General features: G+C 65.8%; 17 protein-coding genes and 5 pseudogenes. 11 read left to right on the top strand and 11 right to left on the bottom strand.

Going from position 1 to position 18,451, the window contains the following annotated elements:
• From QM789_RS21530 to QM789_RS21520, 3 genes and pseudogenes are all read left to right on the top strand, one after another.
• Positions 1-945: an ABC transporter substrate-binding protein gene (locus QM789_RS21530; protein WP_420353859.1), complete on the top strand. Its 945-nt coding sequence runs from the start codon at positions 1-3 to the stop codon at positions 943-945.
• A 6-nt stretch (positions 946-951) separates the two neighbouring features.
• On the top strand, positions 952-1,980 hold the full coding sequence (locus QM789_RS21525) for a FecCD family ABC transporter permease (RefSeq protein WP_420353858.1): 1,029 nt from the start codon (positions 952-954) through the stop codon (positions 1,978-1,980).
• A gap of 121 nt (positions 1,981-2,101) precedes the next feature.
• Positions 2,102-2,845, top strand: a pseudogene (locus tag QM789_RS21520) (IS110 family transposase); the annotation flags it as partial.
• Between the two features lie 42 nt (positions 2,846-2,887).
• On the opposite strand, the pseudogene QM789_RS21515 reads toward QM789_RS21520, so the two are convergent.
• Positions 2,888-3,086: pseudogene (locus tag QM789_RS21515) on the bottom strand (transposase); the annotation flags it as partial.
• Between QM789_RS21515 and QM789_RS21510 the strand changes: the two are divergent.
• The 4 genes and pseudogenes from QM789_RS21510 to QM789_RS21495 all read left to right on the top strand — a co-directional run bounded on the left by QM789_RS21510 (position 2,994) and on the right by QM789_RS21495 (position 6,101).
• Positions 2,994-3,194 (top strand): hypothetical protein, encoded by a 201-nt coding sequence (locus QM789_RS21510; RefSeq protein WP_420353857.1) that lies wholly within the window; start codon positions 2,994-2,996, stop codon positions 3,192-3,194. The pseudogene QM789_RS21515 and the gene QM789_RS21510 sit on opposite strands and share 93 nt — an antisense overlap.
• 415 nt (positions 3,195-3,609) lie before the next feature.
• A pseudogene (locus tag QM789_RS21505) lies at positions 3,610-4,170 on the top strand (transposase); the annotation flags it as partial.
• 381 nt (positions 4,171-4,551) lie between these two features.
• Positions 4,552-5,211, top strand: coding sequence for a DUF1007 family protein (locus tag QM789_RS21500; RefSeq protein ID WP_420353856.1), 660 nt, complete (start codon positions 4,552-4,554; stop codon positions 5,209-5,211).
• Positions 5,193-6,101, top strand: a complete 909-nt coding sequence (locus QM789_RS21495) for a nickel/cobalt transporter (protein ID WP_420353855.1) — start codon at positions 5,193-5,195, stop codon at positions 6,099-6,101. Before QM789_RS21500 ends, QM789_RS21495 begins: the two co-directional genes overlap by 19 nt.
• A 1,261-nt stretch (positions 6,102-7,362) precedes the next feature.
• Here the strand turns inward: QM789_RS21495 and QM789_RS21490 are convergent.
• From QM789_RS21490 to QM789_RS21475, 4 genes and pseudogenes are all read right to left on the bottom strand, one after another.
• The gene (locus QM789_RS21490) at positions 7,363-8,409 is read right to left on the bottom strand and encodes an ABC transporter permease (protein WP_420353975.1); all 1,047 of its coding nucleotides are present in this window, start codon (positions 8,407-8,409) and stop codon (positions 7,363-7,365) included.
• An 81-nt stretch (positions 8,410-8,490) separates the two neighbouring features.
• A complete protein-coding gene (locus tag QM789_RS21485) occupies positions 8,491-9,594 on the bottom strand; it encodes an ABC transporter permease (protein WP_420353854.1) in 1,104 nt (367 codons plus the stop codon).
• 3 nt (positions 9,595-9,597) lie between these two features.
• Positions 9,598-10,194, bottom strand: coding sequence for an HlyD family secretion protein (locus QM789_RS21480; protein ID WP_420353853.1), 597 nt, complete (start codon positions 10,192-10,194; stop codon positions 9,598-9,600).
• Between the two features lie 127 nt (positions 10,195-10,321).
• A pseudogene (locus QM789_RS21475) lies at positions 10,322-10,501 on the bottom strand (biotin/lipoyl-binding protein); the annotation flags it as partial.
• 160 nt (positions 10,502-10,661) lie between these two features.
• Here QM789_RS21475 and QM789_RS21470 point away from each other — a divergent pair.
• The gene (locus QM789_RS21470) at positions 10,662-11,276 is read left to right on the top strand and encodes a TetR/AcrR family transcriptional regulator (RefSeq protein ID WP_420353852.1); all 615 of its coding nucleotides are present in this window, start codon (positions 10,662-10,664) and stop codon (positions 11,274-11,276) included.
• A gap of 325 nt (positions 11,277-11,601) precedes the next feature.
• On the opposite strand, the gene QM789_RS21465 is transcribed toward QM789_RS21470, so the two are convergent.
• From QM789_RS21465 to QM789_RS21445, 5 genes and pseudogenes are all read right to left on the bottom strand, one after another.
• Positions 11,602-11,985, bottom strand: a complete 384-nt coding sequence (locus QM789_RS21465; protein WP_420353851.1) for a hypothetical protein — start codon at positions 11,983-11,985, stop codon at positions 11,602-11,604.
• 512 nt (positions 11,986-12,497) lie between these two features.
• Positions 12,498-13,797 (bottom strand): annotated as a pseudogene (locus QM789_RS21460) (IS701 family transposase).
• 293 nt (positions 13,798-14,090) lie between these two features.
• Positions 14,091-15,107 carry an isopenicillin N synthase family dioxygenase gene (locus QM789_RS21455; protein ID WP_420353850.1) on the bottom strand — a complete coding sequence of 339 codons (1,017 nt, stop codon included), beginning with the start codon at positions 15,105-15,107 and terminating at the stop codon, positions 14,091-14,093.
• A complete protein-coding gene (locus tag QM789_RS21450) occupies positions 15,107-15,376 on the bottom strand; it encodes a hypothetical protein (protein ID WP_420353983.1) in 270 nt (89 codons plus the stop codon). Before QM789_RS21450 ends, QM789_RS21455 begins: the two co-directional genes overlap by 1 nt.
• A gap of 89 nt (positions 15,377-15,465) precedes the next feature.
• Entirely contained in the window at positions 15,466-15,606 is a 141-nt protein-coding gene (locus QM789_RS21445) for a hypothetical protein (RefSeq protein WP_420353849.1), read from the bottom strand.
• Positions 15,607-15,880: 274 nt separating this feature from the next.
• On the opposite strand from QM789_RS21445, the gene QM789_RS21440 reads away from it, so the two are divergent.
• The 3 genes from QM789_RS21440 (at position 15,881) to QM789_RS21430 (ending at position 17,377) form a co-directional block, all read left to right on the top strand.
• Positions 15,881-16,408, top strand: a complete 528-nt coding sequence (locus QM789_RS21440) for a hypothetical protein (RefSeq protein WP_420353848.1) — start codon at positions 15,881-15,883, stop codon at positions 16,406-16,408.
• Positions 16,409-16,417: 9 nt separating this feature from the next.
• Positions 16,418-16,834 (top strand): hypothetical protein, encoded by a 417-nt coding sequence (locus tag QM789_RS21435; protein ID WP_420353847.1) that lies wholly within the window; start codon positions 16,418-16,420, stop codon positions 16,832-16,834.
• 378 nt (positions 16,835-17,212) lie between these two features.
• Positions 17,213-17,377 (top strand): hypothetical protein, encoded by a 165-nt coding sequence (locus QM789_RS21430; RefSeq protein ID WP_420353846.1) that lies wholly within the window; start codon positions 17,213-17,215, stop codon positions 17,375-17,377.
• 285 nt (positions 17,378-17,662) lie between these two features.
• Here QM789_RS21430 and QM789_RS21425 read toward each other — a convergent pair whose 3' ends face one another.
• Complete coding sequence (locus tag QM789_RS21425; RefSeq protein ID WP_420353845.1) at positions 17,663-17,866, bottom strand: hypothetical protein; 204 nt, start codon at positions 17,864-17,866, stop codon at positions 17,663-17,665.
• Between the last annotated feature and the right edge of the window lie 585 nt (positions 17,867-18,451).

Here is an 18,451-nt window from a genome sequence, read left to right as displayed (position 1 = left end):
ATGCTTCGCCTGACCCTTTCCCTTGCCGCCCTGCTGCTGGCTGCCCAGCCCTCGGCCGGTAGTGATTTCCCCGTCACCGTGACCAGTTGCGGGCGCGAGGTCACCTTCGAGGCCGCGCCCGAACGCGCCATCGCCCACGGCTCGAACCTGGTCGAGATCATGCTGGCCCTGGGGCTTGAGGACCGGATGCTGGGCTATAGCGGCCGGATCGAGCGGGTCGAGGCCGCGACCGACCTGTTCCCCGCCGCCGCCACGCTGCGTCCGCTTCAGCGCGGCTATCCGACGCTGGAGATGCTGCTGGAGGAGGATCCTGATCTTTATTTCGCGGGCTGGAGCTATGGCATGCGCGTGGGCGGGGAGGTCACCCCGGAAAGCCTGGGCCGCTATGGCATCCCGGTCTATGAACTGTCGGAATCCTGCATCCGGCTGGGGCAGGCGAACCGGCCCGGCTTCGACTATCTGTTCCGCGACCTGCGCAATCTGGCGGCGATCTTCGGTGTGCCCGAACGGGCCGAGGCGCTGATCGCCGGATACCAGTCGCGCCTGGACCGGGTGGCGCAGAAGGTTGCGGGGCGCGAGAACCGCCCGCGCGTCTTCATCTACGATTCCGGCGACCGGGTGCCCCTGACCGCGGGGGGCTATTCCATGCCGCAGGCGATCATTCAGGCGGCGGGCGGGGACAATATCGCGCAGGACATCGACAGCAACTGGGTCCGCATCGACTGGGAAACCGTGGCGGCGCGCGATCCGCAGGTGGTGGTGATCGTCGATTACGAGATCGCGGCCGAGGACAAAATCGCCCTAATGAAGAACCATCCCGGTTTCGCCCATGTCGCCGCCATCCGTGATGACCGCTTCCTGGTGCTGGGCTATGACGAGCTGACCCCCGGCCCGCGTAATATCCGCGCGGTCGAGCGTCTGGCCGATTTCCTGCATGGCGGCTGACCGGCGATGACGGGTTTCCTGCGCCACCGCTTCGTCGCCTTCTGCATCGCCGGGCTGGCCCTGTGCCTGCTGGCGCTGACCCTGTCGGTCAGCATCGGCTCGACCCGGATCCCGGCGGGCACGGTCTGGGCCATCGTAGCGCACAAGCTGGGGCTGGTCGCGGTCACACCGGACTGGACCGAGGGGCGCCAGAACATCGTCTGGGACCTGCGCCTGCCGCGCGCCCTGCTGGCGGCGATGGTCGGCGCCGGGCTGGGGATGGCGGGCGCGGTGATGCAGGGCGTGACCCGCAATCCGCTGGCCGATCCGCATCTGCTGGGCGTCTCGGCCGGGGCGGGTTTCGGCGCCAATCTGGCGATCCTGCTGTTGGGCAACCTGCTGGGGGCGTTTACCGTGCCGCTCTTCGCCTTCGCGGGTGCGCTGACCGCCACCGCGCTTGTGGTATCGGTGGCGGGCTTCACCCGCAGCACTGGCTCCACGCGGCTGGTGCTGGCCGGGCTGGCGGTGTCCTTCGTCATCGCGGCGGGCAGCAACGTGCTGATCATGCTGGCCGATCCGCGCGCGATCAATTCGGTCGTGTTCTGGATGCTGGGCGGATTCGGCCTTGCGCAATGGAACAACCTGATCTTTCCGGCCTTCGCGCTGCTGTTCAGCGGGGCGGTGTTCCTGGCTTACGCGCAAGAATTGAATGCGCTGTCCATGGGCGACGAAAGCGCCGCCACGCTTGGCGTTGACGTGCGGCGGTTGCGGATCCTGATGCTGACCATCAGCGCTTTCCTGACCGGCGCGCTGGTCGCCTTTTCCGGGATGATCGGCTTCGTCGGGCTGATGATGCCGCATATCGCCCGGCTTCTGATCGGCGGCGACAATCGCCGCGTCCTGCCCGCCAGCGCTCTGCTGGGGGCGATTTTCCTGGTGCTGGCCGATCTTGTGGCACGACGGCTAACCGCGCCCAACGACATGCCCGTCGGCGTCGTGACCGGGCTGGTCGGCGGGCTGTTCTTCATCGTCCTGTTGGCACGCCAGCGCGGATGAGGGGCTTGGGAATATCCGCCAGATTGCTATTTTCGTGACCACGGGCCCTAGATGTTCAGATGGGGTATTCGGCTGGCGTCCCATCTAGCGGCGATGTGTTGAGGTGCTGCGCTTCGAGCTGATGATAAACGTGGTCTGTGTGACGCAGCCACAAGGATCAGAAAGGAAGCGCAGCATAAAGCATTTTGCCGGATTGGATGTTTCTGTCAAAGAGACCTCGGTATGCATCGTAGACGAAACGGGCCGGATTTGCCGCGAGATGAAGGTTGCCAGCCATCCTGGCGACCTTGCAGAGGCTCTGACCGATCCTTCCTGGAATTTCGTGCGGGTCGGGCTTGAGGCAGGGCCATTGTCGCAATGGTTATTCAGTGGTTTGGCGGAAGCCGGCTTGCCGACGATCTGCATTGAGACACGGCACGCGAAGGCGTTCCTGAAGGCGCAGGTTAACAAGACTGACCGAAATGACGCTCGCGGTATCGCACAGATGATGCGCGTCAATCTGTCCCGACCGGTCCACGTCAAAACGCTGGCAAGCCAGAAGCGGCGCGTTCTGCTGACTGCACGAAAACTGCTGCGGGAGAAGGCCATTGCGATCGAGAATGATATCCGTGGGCTGTTGCGCAATTTTGGTCTGAAGGTTGTCATCGTTGGCGCTGGAAAGTTCGAGGCACGCATCCGGGATTTGGCCGACAACGTGCCGGAACTGCGCGACATCATGGATGCCCTTCTTGTGGCGCGCCGGAAACTTCGCGAGCAGTTCACCGTGTTTCATGAACGGCTCCCGTCCATTGCGAAGAATGACGCTGCTTGCAGGAGGCTGATGACCGTTCCGGGCGTTGGTCCTGCTGTTGCTTTGGCTTTCGCGGCTACCATAGACACCCCGGCTCGCTTCCGAAATTCGCAAGCCGTTCTCGACCCAACGGGCGATGACCGCATCGTCCGAGAAGCTTGAAGGCATGCTGCAGATACATCAGCCCCGCGACTAGGCGAGGTGATGTCGCCGGTCGACCCTGGTGCGAGGGAAAGAAGCGCGCCCATTCCCGCTCGAAGAACTCCCAGTCGATCAGCGCCGCGAGTTTCACCAGCTCATGACGGGCATCAATCATGTCGGCCAGGCGCGGGCGCAGCAGGTCATCCTGTTCGGGGGGCGGGAATGGGGTTTCATCGACAACCTGAAAGTGCAGGGATTCTGGCCGAAGCATACGAAATCCTGAGATTCAACGCGAACGAAACTGCTGCTTCATCACATAAAATCAATGGGCTGAGACTTGTTCAGGCCGGACTCAGTAGGGCCTGCATGTGCAGCGGATGGATTGGTTGCGCCGGGATCGGAAGGTGAATTGAGGTGGCCACGGTTCCAAGCGAGATCGAAACTATTTCTGCGGCACTGGATTATCTGATCGCCTTGAACTAAGGCTCACAGGGTCTAACGGCGTGCATCCTTTGGTCCGGTGTATTTAGCCATTCTCCGCAGCCACTTATTGGTCCGGCGTCAGGCGGGGCGTTGATCTTCGATGAAAGCAAATGATCGGGCGATCTGTACTGGCAGTGACCTGCCACTGGTCTTTCTTCCATCTCGCGCGGGCTATGTCTGAAAATGGGTGATGTGGCCTGAGAAGGCGGCGTATCGTGGCGGGTGCTGAAGCCTGCCAGAATCTCCCGAAGGAGCGATACGCCTGAAGGGCGATACCACGATCCCCTCGCTTCACCAGCCCGGAACGATCCTTGACCCGCTGACCGAGATCGCCCGCCAGATGCTGGCCGCGGCGCTCAGGGCGGAAGCGGCGAGCTTTGTCGCCAGGTTCACGGACGAGCGTCTGCCCGATGGCCGCCAACGCGTTGTCCATCACGGCATCGGCCCCTTGCCGGTGCCGCGGCGCAAGATGCGCGACCGCGCCACCGACGTGCCGGCCGAGAAGAACGTCCGCTTCACCTCGAACATCCTGCTGCGGTGGGTGCGGCGGTCCCACAGCCTCGATGCCCTCTGTTGCCGGTGCCCTACCCGCGCGGCGTCTCGACCGGGAATTGTCTGGAGGCCTTGGCAGCGCTGCTGGGGGCGGACGCGCCGAACCTGTCGCCGGGCGTGATTTCACGCCTCACGGCGGGCTGGCAGGAGGATTACGACCGCTGGCAGCACCGCGCTCTCTCCACCCGCAGCTACGTTACATCTGGGCCGACGGGGTTTACCTACATGGAGGTGGCATCGCCGCTCACTCGCTTCAGCGCACCAAGATGACTCGTGGTGGCGGTCAGCGGCTGCTCTGCGGACCCAGTTGCCGTTTGCAGGTTCCGCGCGAAGAAGCACAACATCACACCCGGATCGACCCGCAGGGCGGATTCCGGTCGTTCGCTGCACATGCGAACGCAACCTAGCCAGAACAAGCGAGATGCCGCGACGCCGCAAGTCTTGTCTCCGCCCTTTATAACGATGTCGATTGTATCCAGGTCGCGGCAGCGCAGGCCGGATCAAGATGAAAGGAACCGAAACGAAGGGGTAAGTCCTCAGCGAGGAAACACCGGCACCGGTTTTGTGAGTTGTCGAAAGACTGCCCGCGGCCTAGAGTCTGCCCCATGTGCTTTCTTCGGCCCGCCGTTCTGTTCCTGCTCCTCGCATTTGGAAGGGCCGAGGCGCATCCGCATGTCTTCATCGACACCGGACTGACCTTTCGCTTCGACGGCGAGGGCAGGCTGGGTGCCGTCAGCGTCATTTGGGCCTTTGACGACTTTTCCTCGATGCTGATGGTCGAGGACATGGAGATGGACAAGGATGGCGACGGCGCATTGTCGGATGACGAGATTTCCCGCCTCACCACCATGTTCAGCGATTGGCCCGAGGATTTTGCAGGGGATCTCTATTTGACCCAAGACGGCAGGCCTGTTGTGTTGTCGGGTCCGCTGGACGTTGCCGTGCGCTATCAGCAGGGCAGGATAATTGTGACCCATATCCGCGCGTTGCCGGACCGGATCAGCCCCGAGGGCGGACAGATCGGGGCGCAAGTCTATGATCCGACCTATTACACCTACTACGACCTCGCCGGGACACCCGAGATCCGTGGTCGCAAGGGTTGCCGCATCCTGATCGAGCCGGCGGACATGGCCGCCGCGCAGCGCAAGTATGGCGACGAACTCGCCAAGCTGACCGATGAAGAGGTTATGGATGAGGGCAAATATCCCGATGTGGGCGGCGATTTCGCCGACAATATGAGGCTGGAATGCGCAAGCTTGTCCTGACTGCCCTCGTCGCGATGGCCGTGGTTGCTGGTCTCATCTTCTGGACCGGGTTCGATGACCGCGTTGCCCGTATAGCCTTGGGTTGGCAGCGCGACTATCAGAATGCGCTGGCGCGTTCGCTGCGTGCCCTGCGGGGTGGCGAGACCGGGGCGGTCAGTGCATTCTTGGGGATCTGCTTTGCCTATGGCTTCCTTCATGCCTTGGGGCCAGGCCACGGCAAGGCGCTGATCGGGGCCTACGGGATGGCGAGCGAGCTGCCGATGAAGCGCATGGTCGGCCTTGCCGCGGTTACCAGCCTTGCCCAGGCGACGGTCGCGGTGGTGCTGGTTTATGTGGGCGTGTGGCTTTTCGGCGGCACGCGCGAGGGGGTCGAGGGCGCTTCGGCGGGGCTTGAGCCGTTCTCGGCTGGGGCGATCGCGCTTCTGGGCCTGTTTCTGGTCTGGCGCGGGTTGCGCAGGTTGGCGCCATGGCTGCACGCTCATGATCATCACGCCCATGACCACCGGCATTCCGAAACCTGCGGCTGCGGGCACGCCCATATGCCGGATGCGGAACAGGTTCTGGCGGCACGGTCCTGGCGCGAAACCGCCGCGCTCGTGGCCGGGGTCGCGCTGCGGCCCTGCACGGGCGCGCTGTTCCTGCTGATCCTGACATGGCGTCTGGACCTGGACGCGATCGGGATCGCGGGCGCCTATGTCATGGGGATCGGCACGATGATGGTGACGGGCCTTGCCGCGATGCTGGCGGTTGGCTTGCGCAAGGGGATACATTTTTCGCTTCCGGGGCTGGGCCGGGCGGCGACCCTCGCCAGCCTGATCGAGATCGCCTTCGGCGGCCTTATCGCGATCCTTGCCATCTCGGCCCTGTTCCGGTTGGTCCCGGTGACATGATGTGCGGTCCCGGTTTCGAAAACCCGGTGGGTTCCTCGGCGGGTCAGGGCGTTGCCATGTGGCTCTCCCGTCTGATCGCCGGTCTTTTCGCCTGAGTACCCACTGCGGCTCTCGCACCTCCGCATGTCTTCGTGGATGCCGCCTGCCTTGCGCTTTGATGACAGGGGGCGGATGGCGACGGCAGAGGTTGCCTGGGTCGATGGCGAGTTCAGCACCATGCTGATCCTGGCCGATCTGGGGCCGGATACGGACGGTGATGGCCAGCGGAGTCCGATTGAGACCGCGAGCTTGCGCCAGACCGACCGCCGATGGCCGGAGGGTTTCGAGGGCGATCTGTATCTGTCCCGCGACGGGGTGCCCTGGCCCTGGCCGCGCCGCAGCATAGGAGACTATCGGGACGGCCGACTGATCGACCTATGTGCCTTGCGGACTCCGCCGGACCCGCGGATGGAGCGATTTCCGTCAAGATGAATGATCCGGGCTATTCCATCAACTGTCTTCCCCGTCGAGAAGCCTTGGGCGGCAGGATTGCAGGCTTGAGGGAAGGCGGGCCGATGCAGCGGCGCGTCGCCGCCATGCCGACGAGTTGGCACTGCTGGACGCTCTTGTGGCATTGGGTCAGAAGACGGCCTCGAATATCGGGGCCGCTTTCCCCCGACGAATTGACGCTTGGCTGTGGGAAGGGCAGATAGGCCGCACAGCCGGAGGATGATATCCTTTGCGATCCGGCGGGGGAGCGGGGCATCGGCACCGAAGCGCTGCTGCTGTTTGCGGCGCGCGGGGCCTTGCCGCCGGGAGGGGCCTGTCCCCGGCGGGGGAGGCGATAGCGCGCCGTGCTGCCGCTGATCGTGCCGGGCGAAGGCCAAGGCCTGTGGGATCTGCCGAAGTGCGGTGCGCTATCGGTCGGGCGTGAACTGATCCCGTTGATGGAAGTCGATTCCTGCAACAATATTAAATCTCTGGCACGCGAGGGGCTGGGGTTTTCCGTGCTGCCTGAGAACGCCATCATCGGCGAGGTGACGCGGGGTGCTGGCCGCTGCACGAGGCGGAGCGGCGCATCTCTGGCTCGCGCAGGGCAGGGACCGTTCCCTGACGACGCCGTGCGGGCCGTGGCGCGCGAAACCCTGTGCGGCCTGCTGCGCCGTCGCCGCTGCCTGGCTGCTGCGCGCCGAAGACCCCGCGCCGGGGGCGTGCCCCGCCGGCGCCTCCGGGAAAACGATCGCCGCACATTGGAACCGGCGCCTTGCCGGGGATGTTCGGATCAGCCCTCAGGCCGAGCGGGTGATCGTGTCGCCCGCAACCAATGCAGCGCCAGCGCGATCAGCGTGTATCCGACCGTCAGCGCCAGCAGCAAGAGCACCTTGCCGGTCACGGCGTTCAGCCCGGCGCCCATCTGATCGACCTGGACGATGGCGCTCAGCGCGGTGGTGGAGGGCACCAGCAGGGCGGCGGTGCGGATCAGGGTGGGGGTGCTTTCAAGAGGCCAGGAAATCCCCGACAGGAAGAACAGCGGCAGGCCCACGACCACGAGGAAGAACACCACCCCTTCGCGCGAGCGGACGGCCTGGGCGAGGGCGAAGCCCATCGCGCAGGTGGCCATCAGGAAGGGCAGGGCGACGGCATAGAGGTGCCACCACACGCCCAGCCGGGGGATGCCGTAGACCACCGGCAGAAGCAGCTGCGTCACCGCGATCCAGAGGCAGTAGAACAGGATATAGGCCAGCGGCGCGGCGATGATGTCGATGCCCTCGGCAGGTCTGCGCCCGGCATGCAGGATGCCGATGCCCATCAGCAGGGTCTGTTGCAGGATCAGCACGAAGGCCGCCGGGATCACATAGCTGGCATAGCCGCCCTGCGGGTTGAAAAGCGCAACGGAGGTGACGGTCATCGGCGCGGCGAGGGTCTCGGCCACAGCGGCATCGACGCCCATGCCGGTCAGGCGGGCCTGCCGGATCCCGGCGCCCAGGCTGCGGGCGGCATCGCCCACGGCGCCCATCATCGCGCCGTAATCCATGAAATAGCCCGCATCGCCATAGGCCGCGATGGGGGCGGCGGTGCCGTCCAGAAGATCATGCTCGAACTGCGGCGGGATGAGGACGATCCCCGACACCTTGCGCGCGAAGAACAGCGCCTGCGCCTCGGGGAAGCCACCGGCGGCCGGGACGACCTGCACCGCTTCGGAGGCATCAAGGCGGCGGATCAGGTCGCGGCTGGCGGTCGAGCCGTCCTGATCGACGACGGCCACCGGAATGTTGCGCACCACCTCGCCCAGATAGGGTTGCGGGTAGAGCATGGAATAGACGACGATCGAGAAGCATCATCGTCGCGCGCGCGGCCGGATCCGCAAACAGCCGGCGCAGGGCCGCCGCCATCGCCTTGAGAAGCGCGCTCATGCCCGGCCCTCCCGCACAGACAGGGCCCAGGCCAGCCCGCCGTAAAGCAGCACCAGCCCCCCGAGCCAGGCCAGCGCGGGCAGCGAGACCGCCACATCCGCCCCCCGCACCACCTGATCGGTGCGCAGTTGCAGATAGGGCGTCAGCGGCAGCATCGCCCCCCAGGTGAGCGCGAAGCCGTTCATCGCCGCGCGGGGGAATCCGATACCGGCGAAGCCGAAGGCCGGGGCGGTCAGCAGCCCGGCCAGCCCCAGCCCGCGCACAGTATCGCGCGTGGCCAGCGCCAGCACCGCGCCGAGCGACAGGCAGGCCAGCACGAACAGCACCGTATAGGCCAGATGCAGCGCGATGCTGCCCCGGAACGGCGCGCCGAAATAGCCGAAGATGATCGCATCGGCCAGCCACATCAGCCCGAGGAACACGATGCCATAGGGCGCGAGCTTCGCCACCAGCGGCCTGCCCCGGTCCTGCGCCAGCGCCATCACCGCGCTGGCGCAGATGAAGATCTGCAACATCGACGGCATGACGGCGGCCAGCAAGAACTGGGTGTAATCCAGCGCGGGGTTGAACAGCGGGCTTTGCTGCACCGGAACCGGGTTCACCGCCGCCATCGCCCCGGCCTTATCCTGACCCTGCGCCTGCCGGACCTGTAGCGAAACGCCCGCCGCGAAGCCGTTCAGCGCCGTGGCCGAGGCCCGCGCAACGATGCCGCCCACGGTCAGCATCTGGTTGTTGTAGAAGGTCACCACCTCGGGCCGCGCGCCCGACAGCAGGTCGCGCTCGGTGTTTTCCGGGATCATCACGATGCCGTAGACCTCGCCCGACAGCAGCGCCTGCCGCGCTTCGCTCAGGTTGGGCAGGCGGGCGGCGACATCGAGGTCCGGCGTGGCATCGACCATCCGCACGATCTGGCGCGAGGTCTGGCTGCCGTCCAGATCCACCACCGCGACGGGCAGGCCGGTCGGCAGTCCGGCGTGAAAGATCGAGGCCAGCAGTGCGAACAGCAAGAGCGGGCAGGGCCCCAGCATGAACAGCAGGCCCGGCTGCGCCGCGATCCGCCGAATCTCGCGCCGGAAGGTTGGCAGCAGGGTGGCGGCCATGGCTCAGCCCCCGAAGGTGATCAGCGCGCTCATGCCCGGGCGCAGTTCGGGGTCCGGCTGCACCGGCACGGCCCGGATCGAGAAGGTCCGCAGGTCGAAATCCCCCGTCGCCTTGGTCGCGCGCCAGTTGGCATAGCTGCCCTGCACATTGATCGCGGTAATCCGCGCCGGGATCTGGCGGTCCTTCAGCGCGGGGACGCGGACGCTCAGTTCATCGCCGATCCGCAGCCCGTCGAGCAGATCTTCGCGCAGGTTGAAGGTGAACCAGGCGTTGTCGACATCGACCACCGAGATCAGCGGCGATCCGGCGGAGAAATTCTTGCCCGGCTCGGCCATGCGGGCCGCGACCTGCCCGGCGATCGGGGCATGTACCGTCAGTTCGGCAATGTCCGTCTCGGTCTGCTCCAGGGCGGCCCGCGCCTGATCGGCCTGCGCCTGCGCCACGGCCTTCTGCTCCGGGCTGTTGCCGTTGCGCGCAAGCAGCAGGTTCGCCGTCGCCGCCTCCCGCGCCCGCAGCGCCGAGTTCGAGCGCGTTCGACGCCTCGTCCAGCGTCTGGACCGAGGCCACCGCCGTATCGCGCAGCCGGGCGATCCGGTCATGGGTCTTTTGCGCCAGCACCACATCGGCCTCGGCCTTGGCCAGTTCGGCCTCGCGCGCGGCGATGGTTTCCGGGCGGGTCGAGAAGGTCAGGTCGCGGTTCGCCTCGGCCACGGCAAGCGCGGCCCGCGCGGTCACCAGCCCCGCCTGAAGCTGCGGGCTTTCCAGCATCACGACGACATCGCCCTGCGCCACCCGGTCGCCAAAACCCACCGGCACCTCCCGCACCCGGCCCGAGACGCGGGCGGCAAGGTCGATGCGCGTCGCCTCCACCTCACCCTGCACCAGAACCGTGCGGGGCGTGGCCATCGCCCATAGCGCATAGCCGCCGATCGCCGCCGCCAGGATCACCACAACGGCAAGCAGTTTGCGTGTCGACATCGGGCCTCTCCCTTCCGAACGCCGCAGGGGCGTTGCCCTAGTTTGGAAAACTTGTATTTTCCTAATCACGAATCAGACGAGCCTGTCAATGGAAACCGATTCCCAGACCCCAAAGCGCCCCCCCGGCCGCCCGCCGCTGCGCGACGCGGGCGAAACCCGCAGCCTGCTGATCGAGGCCGCCGCCGCCGAATTCGTGGCACAGGGCTTTGCGCAGGCCAGCATGAGCCGCATCGCCAGTCGTGCCGGGATCTCGACCCGGACGCTCTACAAACTCGCGGCGGGGAAGGAGGATCTGTTCCGCGTCGTCTGCACGCAGCGCATCGCCGATACGCTCGCGGGCCTGCCCGAGCGGGGCAGCGACCTGCACGATCTGGTCGCCGCCTATGCGCGGCTGGTGCTCGGCCCCGAGGGCCGGGCGACCGCGCGCATCCTGATCGAGGAACAGGGTCGTTTTCCTGACCTCGCCGCCAGCTTCCGGGAGATTTCGGCCCGCGCGAGCCAGACCTTCGAGACCGAGGCCAGCGCCCTGATCGCCCGCCTGTTCCCCGCCCGCGCCGAGCCCGCCCTTCTGGCCCGGCTGCTGCGGCTGATCCTGATCGGGGAACAGCGCCAACAGATCCTGAACCTCGCCCCGCCCATGACGGATACCGAGATCACCGCCTTCACGGAAACGATCATCCGGGCCGTCGTCCGGGGCGCCTAGACGCCCGCGCAACCGCTGCGGCGTCGAAGCCGCACCTTTCGAGGATCGGGAGCCAGCCTCAGGTGCGTTTCGCCGTCCGGTGTTTTGGTTCGGGGGCGGGTGTTTTTCTTCGGCTGAGGTGTTTGGAAAAGCTCTCGCCCGCGGGAGGTGGCCTGATGGAATAATTAAATAAAAACAACGTGTAATGTTGATGGTGGGCCGCAGTCCGGCCTGGAGGTGCGCGATAGAGCGCCCATCATGCGCGTGACGGACTCCTTCCCGTGGCCTTGTCCACGCGTCGGCTGTTGGCACAATCCTGCCGCCCGGGGCCGACGCCTGAGCGCATTCAGGACCGTGGGGTAATCAAGGCGGGCGTCGGCCCAAGCCCGATTTCGGCAGTGACGGCAAATGGACAGGGGTCTTCATCGCCATCGGCAAGGCGCTGTCGCCCGCCGTGTTCGGCACGCCGGACCGGGTGGAGCTCACCAGTCCCTCGCGGCGGCGGCTGCCTGCGTGTCGACCGGGGAATGCTTTCGCGCGTGACGGTGACGATCTCCCGCGCGTTTTCAGCCCAGCGATGTTCTGCGACGGGCATGGGGTCCTGAGCGCTTTGCGGCGCTACCATCGGCGCGCAGGCGGGTGCGACGGGCCAACTGAACATCGCCGATTTCTTCCGCGCGACGAGGCGCAGCTTCCCCCCGGTCACCATCGCGAGCTCGACCGAATTCATTGCCGGGCTGGCAACCGGGCGGTTTGATGCGATCCCGCCGGATAGCTCCGATCCGGTGGCACCCAGACGATGACGTCCTCCTGCCCGAACGGCCGCCAAAAGAGCCGCTGGCCCCGGCGATCACGGCGGGCGATGACCGCTGGTTTGAGGTGGTGAACCGGACGGTCCACGCGCTGATCCAAGCCGAGGAATGGGGCATCACCTCGCGGCATCTCGACGATTTCCGGGCATTGATCCATCGCTGGCCGAGACCATCTGTTTCGATCCGAAATGGGCCTATACGATCATCAAGACCATTGGGAACCATGGCGAAATCCAAGATCGCAACCTGATGCCGCCGGGCTGGGAGAGGGGTGCTGTTGATCGTGGTGCTGCCCGGGGCGTGGCTGCTGATCGCCGGTCAACGATTGGGGCTGCCGGTCACGCTGCGGGTCTGGGCCACCTGCATGGCCTTCGCGCTCCGGGCTTAGCACTACTTTGGCAGAAGTTTGTTGAGTATTTTTCGCCACTTCCTACGGCAGTGGGGACAGTTGGGCGGCGGCTGACTGAGCTGGATCAAGATCGTCTGCCTGATAGCTGGTAGGCTCGGTTGCGGCGGGGGAGCTGGGGCCCTTTTTTTTCCCACCCGCTGCCTTCAGGCGTCGGGCTTGCAGGAAGGAGAACGCGATCATGGTCATGAGCGCATGTCGGTGCAGGCCCTGCCATGATCGGCCCTCGAAGTGGTCAAGGCCCAACTCTTCCTTGAGCTGCTGATGGGCTTGCTCACAGACCCAACGGGCCTTGATGGCCCCGGCCAGTTTCTTGAGCGGTGTGTCGGCCGGCAGGTTGCTGAGGTAGTATTTGCGCTCGCCGGTGGAACGGTGCTCGCCGACCAGCCAGACCTCCTCGCCGGGCAGATGCTGCTGGCCAAGATTGCCAATGCGCTGCGGCGGTCCGTCGGCGACGCGGACACGCATGGCAGCGAACCGGGCTGAGAGCTTGCCTTTCGTGCCGCGCCGCCAACTCACGGCCTGCCACTTCGCCTTCTCAAGTATCTCCTGCGCCGGACGAGATGGGACATCGGGGACATGGTTCTTACGCGGTCGCCCGCGACCGGCGATCGGGAAGATCAGGGCAACGTTGGCCGGGTAGACCTTCTGCTTGTGAGGGATGCCCACGGCCCAGGTCAGTCCACGCTCGGTGAGCGCCTGCCGGAACGGGCCAGACAGGCCATAGCCGGCGTCGGCCAGGATGCCGCCAAAGCGCGCACCTGCGCTGCGCACACGGTCGATCTCGGCCAATGCGATCTCCGGCTTGGTACGGTAGGTGCGCGCCTCGTCAGGAACCTTTGCCCGATCCATGCGCGCCGTATCACTGGTCCAGCTTCTCGGGCAGAAACAGCCGAAGCCCGATCATCACGGGCACTTCGCCTGATGCCAGCGTCACCGACACAAGGGTCTGGCAGTTGGCGTTCTTGCCGAGCGCCGACGCGTATTGCGGTGCGACCCCAACCGAGGCACGCCCCTTCTTGGGCAACGCGGTATCATCAATAATCAGCCAGGCATCGCTGCCACCAACCAAGGCGTCTGCCTGCCGGCACAGTTCCTTCTCCAGCGGCGCGCTGTCCCACAGCGCGGCACCAATAAAATGATGAAGTTGATCATAGCCAATCCCGGGCGAACGCATCGCCATGGGCTGCACGCTCTTGCGATCGCCAGGACCAATCAGCCCCTCAACGTAAGCCGGACACATCCGCGCCCTGCGACGATCGCCCAATGTTGCCACAAAGGGACGAAGCCACTCCGCCAGATCGTCCCGCCAATCATCCGCCATCGCCAGCCTCCACAAGCTGGCACTCTATGAATCACCGCAAGTGACTCTTGGGAATCCTGAAAATACACTTCTGCCAAAGTAGTGGTAGGTGCTGCTGGCGATCGGTTGCGGTGATCGGGGTCTTCGACCTGCTGAACGCCGCCAAGGCCGCGGCCACGGATCCGAACTGGCTCGGGTTCCATGACGAGGCGCCTGTTCCGCGCGGCGATCCATTTCGGGATCTGCTTTGCCGGGGTCGCGCTACAGCCTGTGGCCCGGCGGCATCTGCAACGGGGCTGATGCCGCCCGGGGTCTTATCCGACCTGCTCGATGATCCGGAGCGCCGCCAGATCGGCGTGATGCGCCGCCGCCACATCGGGATGCGAGCGCAGCCGGCTTTTCAGGTGGTTCAGGCCCGCGCTGCGGAACAGCGGGTTGAGCGGATCGACCGTCAGCCCGCGTTCCAGTTCGCGCAGATCCTCGGGCAGCGGCAGGACCGGGATCGTCGCGTCGTAGCGCGCGCCGAGGAAGAAGGCGATCGCATAGCGCTCCACCCCCGGCGGCGGCGCCACCACCTCATGTATATCCGCGCGTACGAAGCCATTCGTCGCCAGTTCCAGCAATTCGCCCGCGTTGATGACGAAACTGCCCGGCAGCGGCGGCACCTCGCTCCATTCCCCCTCCGGCGTCTGCGCCCGCAGCCCGCCAATGCTGTCCTGCAACAGGATCGTCACCAGCCCGCCGTCCTTATGCGCGCCCACGCCCTGATCGCTTTCTGCCGTATCGCGACCGGGATAGCGGATCAGCTTGAGCAGCTGCGTCGGCTGGGGTTCGTAGACATCGGCGAAGGCATCCTCGGGCTGGCGCAGCGCCAGTGCGATCGCCCGTAGCAGCATGATCCCGACCTCAGTCACCTGCGCCTGATAGGCAAGCACCAGATCCCTCAACTCCGGCACCTGCGCGGGCCATTGGTTCGGCCCGTGCAGCCGCTTCCACGGCGGGCTGTCGGGGGCGATCCTTTCGGCTGTGCCTTCGGTGTTGAAGTCGATCTGTTCGCGCCAGTCGGGCGCGCCGCGGGTGTGTTCATAGCCCGCGCGATTGTAGCCCCGGAAATGCGGCGAGCGCACCATCTCGATGTCGAGCTTCTGCGCCTCGGGCAGGGGAAAGAACCGTTTCGCCGCGGCGAAAAGCGCGTCGCTCAGTTCCTGCGGCACGCCATGGCCGGTGAGGTAGAAGAAGCCGTGGTCATGCAGGATGTCTTTCAACCGCCGGACGAATGCGGCGCGGTCGGGTCCGTGGAAGCCCGACAGGTCCAGAACGGGCAGGGTCATCACGCCGCCTCCCGCGTTGTCTGCGCCAGATCCGCGATTATTACCGAAAGCCGCACAGGGCCCGGCGTCACCCCGGCGATCCGTTGATGCGTGGTCGAGGCCGGGATCGCCAGCGACCGCGCATCGCCGATATGTGCGACAGGGCGGGACAGCTTCACCCATGCGCGGGCCGCCCCCTTTCTCGCTTCATCCGCGGGGCGATCGTGCGTCGCCTCGGTCCGGATCGGCACTGCGCAGGCCGTGGTCTCGGGGGGAAGGCTCGTTGTCATGGGGTCTCCTCCGATTGTGTTCTTTGTGGAAATGGCGCCGGAATTCATTGCTCCCGATCCGGCGAGAGGTTGCTTGCCTGGCGTGGTCGTCAGAGCATCAGCAACGCCATCAACGCCAGCGCACCGCTTGCGATCAGGAATTCCAGCCAGACAGGAAGCAGCGGCTCCGTGGGCGGCTCCCCCTCGGTCAGAAGAATGGCAAGGCCGGGGTCGTGTTCTCCGTAAATCATGGCGGTTTCTCCTCGTTTGTCGGGGAATTCTAACCGGTTCCGTCGGGGGCGCGGTTTCGTTCTGCGCCGCGTCGGGAAAGTCTCCATCTCCGACGGGGCGTTGCGGTGGAGTTTCGTTCCCCGGATCCGAATCGGACCCGGCGTCGTGGAAAAATTCCCTGCGCGAAACGGGGTGTGCGAAATGGAAACTCTCCGCGCCGGGCCGAGAACGGAACCGCGCCGGGGGTGGTTTTGGCTAAAATGCCCCTATCCACGATGCAACAGGAGGCGACCCATGGCCAATGGCAATTCCCATATCGAAGGAACCCTGATCGAACACCTTCTGGGGCAACCCCTGTCCCCGCTGCTGCGCGCGAACGACCCGGTTCTGTGGATGGCGGAACTGGCCTGGCTGAACCTGTTGCAACCCGCGCGACCGGGCGAGGTGACGGTGCTGGAACGGCAGGTGATTGCCGCCTTTGCCGCCGTTCTGCTGGGCGATCCGGCCTGCATCAGCCATTATCGCGGGGTGCTGATGGCGCAGTCCCCCGAACTGGCCGCACGGATCGAGGCCGAGGCCCTGCGCGCCGCCGGGACCGCGCCGTTCCGGCTGTCGCCCGGCACGGTGCGGATGGTGGGGACGCGGCTGGCGGAGGGGCTGGAACAGGTGGCACGCCCTGCGCGCGACACACCGGGCTGGAGCCCGGAGGCCCGCGCCGTGCTGGACAGCATCGTCGCGCTCGTCGCCTTTCAGGCGCGGGTGGTGACGGGGCTGCGCGCGGTGCTTGGCCATACCGATGCCGATGCCCGGCGCGCGGCATAGGGGGCGGTCATGCGGATTCCGTTCCCGACCGTGACCTCCCCCAGCGGCGATATTGCGCGGCTGGAAACCGCCGCGCTGCGCAACCGCGGCGGGCTGAACCGTGGCGAGCGGGCCTTTGTCGCGGTGGCGGCGGCGCTGCAACGGGGCGATCACGCGGCGGCGCAGCGGCTTGGCCGGGAGGCCGCGCGGCTCCTGCGTGATCCGCGCCCGGTCGATCTGCTGATCGAGGAGGGCTTTCCCTCGCCCCTGACCGGGCGGCTCGGCGCGCTGGCGGGTGCGGCTGCGTCGCTGAGCGCCATTCCGGCGCGGATCGGCCCGCACGACATCACCCGCCTCGCGGCGGCGGGGGTGACACCGGACGAGATGGCCGACCTCGTTCTGGTCTGCGCGGCGAATGGCCTTGGGGGAGGCCGCCCTGATCACTGACGTCAGGGTGTTCAGGTTCCGCTGCAACTGGCCAATCCGATTGCACGGCGCGGCCTCTCTGCGTCAACGAGTTTCAAGCATCGCTATACTTTCGCGCGACGGCTGAGCGCCATAGGAAAGGGCGGGCTGGCGGCCTGCGCAGTCCTGAAAATCGTTATGACGTGGCGGCGGAATATGTCGAGGTGCTTTACACTATTCCGGAAGGCAGTTGGGACGATGGCGACGGTCATCCCCGAAACTGCCCAAGGGCCGGGGAGTAGCTCAATGCGCCTCTTATGATGGGGATGTCTGGCTGGACTTCGGCGCCTATGCGCCAACCGATACGGTGAAGAAGGCCAGGATCCATGCGATCGTTTCGACCATCGAGGAACGGGCGCAATGGAGCCGTTGTTCGCGGGGCCGGTCGCGACCGTGGCCGATCTGTTGCACGAATGGGCCGAGGAGACCGATATTGATGGCTTCAACCTCGCCTATGCGGTGGCGCATGAGACCTTTGCGGATGTGATCAGCCATGTCGTGCCGGAGTTGCAAAGGCGATTTTAGACTGCGGCTTCAACGTCGCCCGGGGGTTCCAGAACAATGCGCTTTTCGCCGGCCTGTCGCGGCTGTCCCGTGTCTTGGTGCTCGAAGCAGCGCTGCGCCTTCCGCGCGCCCGCGCCATCTCCGGGTGCTGGCACTGCTCGGGCTCGGATCCCATGCGCGGATCCGTGTCGGCGCGCAACCCTATGGCGTGCAGAAGCTGGTCGCGCGGCAGCCGCATCTTGTCGATCTTCACCAAACCCGAAGCCGTGGCGCGCTGGCCAAAGCTCCACCCGTCGTTGGTGACGCTCAGGCCCGGCGTCTCGCGATCTGCGCTGCCGCCGGATCGCCCGCCGCGACGATGGCGATCACCTTCGTCAGGGTCGCATGCGACAGCCCCGGCCCGTCAAAGCGTTTCGGGATCAGGATCGAGCACAGCCCGCTTTGCGACGAGCGGTCGAGTTCGGCAAGCGGCAGCAGGCCCCCGCGCGCCTTGGGCGTGCGCGGTTGCATCGGCGTCGTCGCGTAGCAGATGCGGCGATTCCGCAGGGCGTGGCTGCGGTGGAACCGGGTCTGCCGAGTTCACCCTTGGGTGCCGTGCGCGGTCGATCTCAGCTCCGGTCAGCGATCCCATATGCCTGTCCTTTCGTGATGCGGGTCGGGGAATCTCGTGCCGGAGGCGGAAAATGTAATCATTTGAAAACACGCAGTTCATTTCGTGTCGGGCGGGCTCCGGCAAGGAATGGGGCATCGTCTTCCGCGCCCCGACCGGAGTTTGCGCTTTGTTCGGGGCGATGGCCTTCTCCTCCGCCCGGCCCAACGATTCGCGGGCAGGTTTCTGCGGGCGGGAAATTTCTTCTCATCGGGCTCGTACGGAGAACCCGCACCTGCTGCCCCCCGAATAGGGAACCCCTCCGGGGAAGCCGGACCCTGTGCTTGCGGCCACAAAACGTTCGCCAGAGCGAAAGACGGAGCGACACCATGACCGCAAAGATCCCCGACACCGCCGACCTGAAGGCCCGGTTCCGCCCGGTCGTCGATCGGATCGCCGGAGCGCAAACGCATCCTGTCGTTCGCGGAAATCGGCTGGCTGAAGGA

Source organism: Paenirhodobacter sp. (assembly GCF_047600745.1).
Taxonomy (GTDB): domain Bacteria; phylum Pseudomonadota; class Alphaproteobacteria; order Rhodobacterales; family Rhodobacteraceae; genus Rhodobacter.
The sequence above is the reverse complement of the archived record's forward strand: the minus strand, read 5'-3'. Positions and strand labels throughout refer to the sequence as shown.